The sequence below is a fragment of the Povalibacter sp. genome (assembly GCF_036520495.1).
Taxonomy (GTDB): Bacteria; Pseudomonadota; Gammaproteobacteria; order Steroidobacterales; family Steroidobacteraceae; genus Steroidobacter.
In genome coordinates, this window is record NZ_DATDJO010000016.1 from 66,545 (window position 1) to 72,627 (window position 6,083).

The following is a 6,083-nucleotide window of genomic DNA, read 5'->3' on the forward strand; positions in this document are numbered from 1 at the left end:
CAGGTGAGATGGGTGATTATAACGTGGGCATGCTCTTCGCCGATCGCCGCTTCGCTCCTTCGATCTTTGCCACGATTCTGCTGATGCTCGGCCTCGCGGCGTTCGTGCGGCTGGGACTGTGGCAGCTGGATCGGGCGGAAGAGAAGCAGTCCCTCATCGATCGTTACGATACCGGCGGTCAAACGACGCTCGACCTGACCGCAGCCGCGATCGACTCGATTCCGTTGTATCAGCACATCCGCGCGCGCGGTCGTTATGAGCCGGCGCGGCAGATCCTGCTCGATAACATGCCCTCGGAGCAGGGACGGCCTGGCTACCGGGTCGTGACGCCATTTGCGCTCGACGAGGGTGGCATCCTGCTGGTGGACCGCGGGTGGGTGCCGATGGGTCCCACACGCACCGATCTGCCAGCTGTCGATGTTGCGACGCAGCCGCGCGAGCTCATGGGCCGCTTCGATACGCTGCCTCGCGCAGGCATCACGCTCGATATTCCGCACGCCGATCCACTCTCGAACTGGCCACGGGTAATGAACTATCCGCAACAGGGCGACATCGAGTCTGCTCTGGGGCGCAGCGTCCTGCCCGGCCTCGTGTTGCTCGATGCGGATCAGCCCGACGGCTTTGAACGTGCGTGGCACACGCGCTTTCAGTCCGGGCCCCAACGCCACCTCGCGTATGCGGTGCAATGGTTCGGGTTGGCCCTCGCCGCGATCGTGATCTATTTGGTCGTAAGTTTTCGACGGAAGCACATTCGATGAACGATTCGCAGATCCCGGACACGGCAACTCGCCGTTCGCGCCGGATGGCCTGGATTCTTGTAGGCGCATTCTTCGGGCCGCTGCTGCTGGCATTCCTGTTGTATTACGGCGGTTCCTTCGTCGGCGACGGCGCATGGCGGCCGGCCGGTAATACCAATCGAGGCGATCTCATTCATCCGGCGCGACCCTTGCCCGCGTTCGAACTCGTGACCACGACAGGTGAGAAGCTCGATGCGCGGACGCTGGACGGCAAGTGGAATGTCATCTTCGTCGGCGATGGGCAGTGCGACGCACGCTGCCGCGAAGCACTGGTGCTGATGCGCCAGACGCGGCTCGCGCTCAACGACGACATGACCCGCGTGCAACGCCTGTTCCTCGTCACCGACCATTGCTGCGACCAGACGTATCTCGATGCCGAACATGCCGGACTGATCACGGCTACGCTCGACAGTCCTGACGGCCAATCCCTGCTCGCCGTGTTTCCCGATACGGACCAGGGACGCATCTACATCGTCGATCCGCTCGGCAATCTGATGATGAGCTACTCCCGCGAGGCGCCGCAGAAAGGTCTGCTCGAAGACCTGAAGAAGCTGCTGAAGCTGTCGCACATCGGCTGACATTGGCAGCATCCGAGACGGTGTCACCGGCCAGAGTGTCGCTTTCCCCGATCCGCAGTCGCCTTCCGTAGCGGTTTACCGAAATGCCGCGGCGCCGCGGCGATACATCGCTGCGCCTTCCCCGCGGTGCGATAGGGGTTTTTGCCGCTTCCCTTCCCAAGCGTAAACTTCGTGTGCGACACTCATCCCGACTTCTCCCGTGGACGACTCAACGTGGTGAAGTCAACAACGAAGATCGCGCCAGCCCGACTTTGAGGGATCCGGATCCCCCGAATGAATTGGCCACAGTGATGCAATGACGCAGTTCAATCTGTCGACCCGATAGATGGCCAGTTGCCAGGCTTGCCGGCGCGAACCGGTTTTTGGTTCAACAACGAGAATAGCGACGAGGTTTTTGCCGGAATTCTGCTGACACACTGCGAACTCGGGGGAAGCCATGAAGTGCCTGTATTTTCTGTCACCCAGCCTGACCTGCACCCACGATGTCTCTGAAGACCTGCACGAAGTGGGTATCAAGGATTTCTACCTCCACGTCATCAGTCGCGATGAGTCGGGACTTCGCAAGCAGCACATTCATTCCAGCAACTACCTGGAAACGCTGGATGTGGTCCGCGATGGCTTCATCGGTGCTGCGCTGGGCTGCCTGGCGGGCATCCTGGGCATCGTCGCCCTTCTGTATTTCAAGCCGCTCGGTCCCGATGTTCAGGTACCGGTGTACGTGGCCATCATCCTGGTCGGCGTTGCGACGCTGTTCGGCGCATGGGTAGGCGGCCTGACGGGCATCGCCAGTGAAAACAACAAGCTGGCACGCTTTCACGACGACCTCGAGGCCGGCAAGTACCTGATTCTGGTGTACGTGCGCAAACATCAGGAAGACGCAGTCCGCCGCATGATGCAGGAGCGCCATCCCGATGCAGTGCTGGCCGCGGTGGATTCGCACTTCGTCAATCCGTTCAGCAACGTGGCGCGCATGACCGAACCACCGCAGCCGCAACCGCCGCAGATGAGGAGCACGTCCGTCTGACATCCCCGCATTCCTTCCCAGGGACTGGCACGCAAGAGGGATCCGAACATGGCGATTGCGATTGCATTGATCCTGCTGGTCATCGGCACGGTCCTGTTCCATTTCCTGAGTCCCTGGTGGTTCACGCCCATCGCCTCGAACTGGCAGATGATGGACGAGACGGTGAATGTCACCTTCTGGGTGACGGGCATCGTCTTCGTCGCCGTGAATCTGTTTCTCGCCTGGTGCGTGATTCGCTACCGGCATCGCAAGGGCCAGAAGGCGCACTACGAGCCTGAGAACAAGAAGCTCGAGTGGTGGCTGACCATCATCACGTCGGTTGGCATCGCCGCCATGCTGGCCCCGGGACTTGCGGTGTGGGCCAAGTTCGTCACGGTTCCGGAAAACGCCTCCGCCGTCGAAGTCCTGGGTCAGCAGTGGACCTGGAGCTATCGCTTTCCAGGCGAGGATGCGACGCTCGGCAAGACCGACATTCGCTTCGTCAACATCGACAATCCGTTCGGCATGGACCCGAAGGATGCCGCTGGTCAGGACGATGTGCTGGTCGCCAGTCCCGAGCTGCACCTGCCGATCGACAAGCCGGTGAAGATGTTGCTGCGCTCCAAGGATGTGAACCATCAGTTCGCCGTGCCGCAGTTCCGCGTGAAGATGGACATGGTGCCGGGAATGGTCACGTACTTCTGGCTGACACCGACCCGCACCGGTGAGTTCGACGCACTGTGCGAACAGCTCTGCGGCGTCGCTCACTTCACCATGCGTGGCCGCGTGGTCGTCGATGAACAGGCGGCGTTCAACGACTGGCTCGCCGCACAACCGACGTACGCGAAGACTCAGGCCGAGATCGAGGGCAATGCGCAGGTCGGCCAGTCACTGTTTGCGACCTGCACGAGCTGTCATGGCGCGCAGGCGGAAGGCAATCGCGAATTGAATGCGCCGAAGCTGGCGGGGCAGGGCAAGTGGTACCTGGTGCGCCAGCTCAACGATTTCCGCAAGGGCGTTCGCGGCGCGCACGAATCGGATACCTACGGCAAACAGATGATCCCGTTCGCCAGCATGCTCGCGGACGACCAGGCGGTTCGCGATGTGGTCGCGTACATCGCGTCTCTTCCGGAGAACCGGCCCGCACCGACCGTGCTCGGTGACCCCGAGCGCGGCAAGTCGCTCTACAGGACGTGCTCTGCGTGTCACGGCACCGAGGGCCAGGGCATCTGGGCGACGAATGCGCCGCGCCTGTCGAACATGAGCGACTGGTACCTGCAACGTCAGATGCACAACTTCCGCGAAGGTATTCGCGGCAAGCATCCGCTGGATTTTCATGGCGCCCAGATGGCTTCGATGGCGCGCGTGCTCGCCGATGAACAGGCGATCAACGACGTGCTGGATTACATACATACACTGTAGGAGGCCTACTGGCTTGCTGGCCTACTGGCTTGCTGGCCGGAGGGGACGAGACTCGCCCTTCTGACCAGCGGACCAGTAGGCCAGTTGGCCGGTTGGCCTCTGGAGATTCTCCATGGCCTACGTGGCAATCGCCGACCGCGATCACGAACACGCGCAGCACGACCCGCAGTCGTTCATTCGCAAGTACATCTGGAGCCAGGATCACAAGGTCATCGCGATCCAGTACGCCTTCGTCGCCACGGCCATCGGGCTCGTGGCGCTGGCCATGTCGGTGCTGATGCGATTGCAGCTGGGATTCCCGGACACGTTCCGGCTCATCACGCCGGAACACTACTATCAGTTCATCACCATGCACGGAATGATCATGGTGATCTACCTGCTCACGGCGCTGTTCCTGGGCGGCTTCGGCAACTATCTCATTCCGCTCATGTGCGGTGCGCGGGACATGGTGTTCCCGTATCTCAACATGCTGAGCTTCTGGTTCTACCTGCTTGCCGTGTTGATCCTCGTCGCTGGCATGTTCGTGCCGGGCGGGCCGACCGGTGCGGGCTGGACGCTGTATCCGCCGCAGGCGATTCTTCCCGGAACGCCCGGTGTCACCTGGGGCATCCTGTGCATGCTCGCCTCGCTTGCCGTCTTCATCATCGCGTTCACGATGGGCGGCCTCAACTATGTGACGACGGTGTTGCAGGCCCGCTGCCGCGGCATGACCTTCATGCGCATGCCGCTATCGGTGTGGGGCATCTTCAGCGCCTCCATTCTCGGCCTGCTCGCATTCCCCGCGCTGTTCGTCTCCGCCATCATGATGGCGCTCGACAGCACCATCGGTACGAGCTTCTTCCTGCCCGCCGTCAACTCGATGGGCGAGAACCTGGCGCACAACGGCGGCAGCCCGTTGCTGTTCCAGCACCTGTTCTGGTTCTTCGGCCACCCCGAGGTCTACATCGTCGCACTGCCGGCATTCGGCATCGTTTCCGATCTGCTGAGCACGCATGCACGCCGCAATATCTTCGGCTATCGCATGATGGTGTGGGCGATCCTCGCGATCGCCTGCCTGAGCTTCGTCGTGTGGGCGCACCACATGTACATCAGCGGCATGAATCCGTACTTCGGTTTCTTCTTCGCCACCACCACGCTGATCATCGCCGTGCCGACAGCGATCAAGGTCTACAACTGGGTACTCACGATCTGGCGCGGCGACGTGCATCTCACCGTACCGATGCTGTTCGCCATCGGCTTCATCTTCACGTTCGTGAACGGCGGTCTCACCGGCCTCTTCCTCGGCAACGTGACGGTGGACGTACCGCTCTCCGGCACCTATTTCGTCGTCGCGCACTTTCATATGGTGATGGGCGTGTCGCCGATCCTGGTGGTGTTCGGCGCGATCTATCACTGGTATCCGAAGATTACCGGTCGCATGTTCAACGAAGCCATGGGCAAGGTGCATTTCTGGGCGACATTCCTCGGCGCCTACGCGATCTATCTGCCGATGCATTATCTCGGCATCCTCGGTGTGCCCCGCCGCTACTACGCGTATGGCGACAGCATCGACTTCATCGGCAAATCAGTGCACATCGCGAACGAGTGGATCACCATCTCGGCGGTGTTCGTCGCCGCGGTGCAGCTCGTGTTTCTGTACAACCTCATCTGGTCGTACTTCCACGGCGACAAGGCTGACGGTAATCCGTGGCGTGCAACCTCGCTCGAATGGCAGACACCGGACACGCCGCCGAAGCACGGCAACTGGGGCAAGGATCTGCCGATCGTGTATCGCTGGGCCTACGACTACAGCGTGCCGGGCGCCAGGGAAGACTTCATTCCGCAGAACGTGCCGCCGGGTGGCGATGTGCCGGCCGGCCGCGAGCACGGGGTCAGATCGTGAGCCTCACCGTCGCCTACGGTGCGCTGATCACCGGCATCATCGTCTGGCTGGTGCTGGTCTCGCGTTTCCGGACGAAATCGTGGGAACCGTTGGCGACGACCGGCGAGGCCGATGTCGAGAATCGCCTGCCCCCGCAGCGTGTGGGCCTGTGGATTTTTCTTGCGGTCATCACCTCGCTGTTCGGGCTGTTCATCTCGGCGTTCTTCATGCGCATGGGACACGGCGAGCTCTCACCCGACTGGAAGCCGTTTCCGGAGCCGATGATTCTCTGGATCAACACCGCCGTGCTCATCCTGGGGAGCGTCGCGATGCAATGGGCGCGCGCCTCGGTGGCAAAGGGCGAGGCAGTGGCAACTCGTCGCGCGTTGGCGTTGGCGGGCGTGATGACGATCGGCTTCCTG

5 protein-coding genes and 1 pseudogene are annotated in these 6,083 nt (G+C 61.7%); all 6 read left to right on the forward strand.

What is annotated here, in order from left to right; translation table 11 throughout:
* Nucleotides 1-8 precede the first annotated feature (8 nt).
* Nucleotides 9-758 (forward strand): SURF1 family protein, encoded by a 750-nt coding sequence (locus tag VIZ63_RS05120; RefSeq protein WP_331608448.1) that lies wholly within the window; start codon nt 9-11, stop codon nt 756-758.
* On the forward strand, nt 755-1,375 hold the full coding sequence (locus VIZ63_RS05125) for an SCO family protein (RefSeq protein WP_331608449.1): 621 nt from the start codon (nt 755-757) through the stop codon (nt 1,373-1,375). The genes VIZ63_RS05120 and VIZ63_RS05125 overlap by 4 nt, the downstream gene beginning before the upstream one ends.
* A gap of 436 nt (nt 1,376-1,811) precedes the next feature.
* Nucleotides 1,812-2,399 (forward strand): hypothetical protein, encoded by a 588-nt coding sequence (locus VIZ63_RS05130; protein WP_331608450.1) that lies wholly within the window; start codon nt 1,812-1,814, stop codon nt 2,397-2,399.
* 48 nt (nt 2,400-2,447) lie between these two features.
* A complete protein-coding gene (locus VIZ63_RS05135; protein WP_331608451.1) occupies nt 2,448-3,800 on the forward strand; it encodes a c-type cytochrome in 1,353 nt (450 codons plus the stop codon).
* Nucleotides 3,801-3,912: 112 nt separating this feature from the next.
* Nucleotides 3,913-5,682, forward strand: a complete 1,770-nt coding sequence (locus tag VIZ63_RS05140) for a cytochrome c oxidase subunit I (protein ID WP_331608452.1) — start codon at nt 3,913-3,915, stop codon at nt 5,680-5,682.
* Nucleotides 5,679-6,083: pseudogene (locus VIZ63_RS05145) on the forward strand (cytochrome-c oxidase); the annotation flags it as partial. The gene VIZ63_RS05140 and the pseudogene VIZ63_RS05145, both read left to right, overlap by 4 nt.

Bases quoted from the DNA above. Each gene is read 5' to 3' on its own strand.
- VIZ63_RS05120 (WP_331608448.1), top strand. From the start codon at position 9: ATGGGTGATTATAACGTGGGCATGCTCTTCGCCGATCGCCGCTTCGCT.
- VIZ63_RS05125 (WP_331608449.1), top strand. From the start codon at position 755: ATGAACGATTCGCAGATCCCGGACACGGCAACTCGCCGTTCGCGCCGG.
- VIZ63_RS05130 (WP_331608450.1), top strand. From the start codon at position 1,812: ATGAAGTGCCTGTATTTTCTGTCACCCAGCCTGACCTGCACCCACGAT.
- VIZ63_RS05135 (WP_331608451.1), top strand. From the start codon at position 2,448: ATGGCGATTGCGATTGCATTGATCCTGCTGGTCATCGGCACGGTCCTG.
- VIZ63_RS05140 (WP_331608452.1), top strand. From the start codon at position 3,913: ATGGCCTACGTGGCAATCGCCGACCGCGATCACGAACACGCGCAGCAC.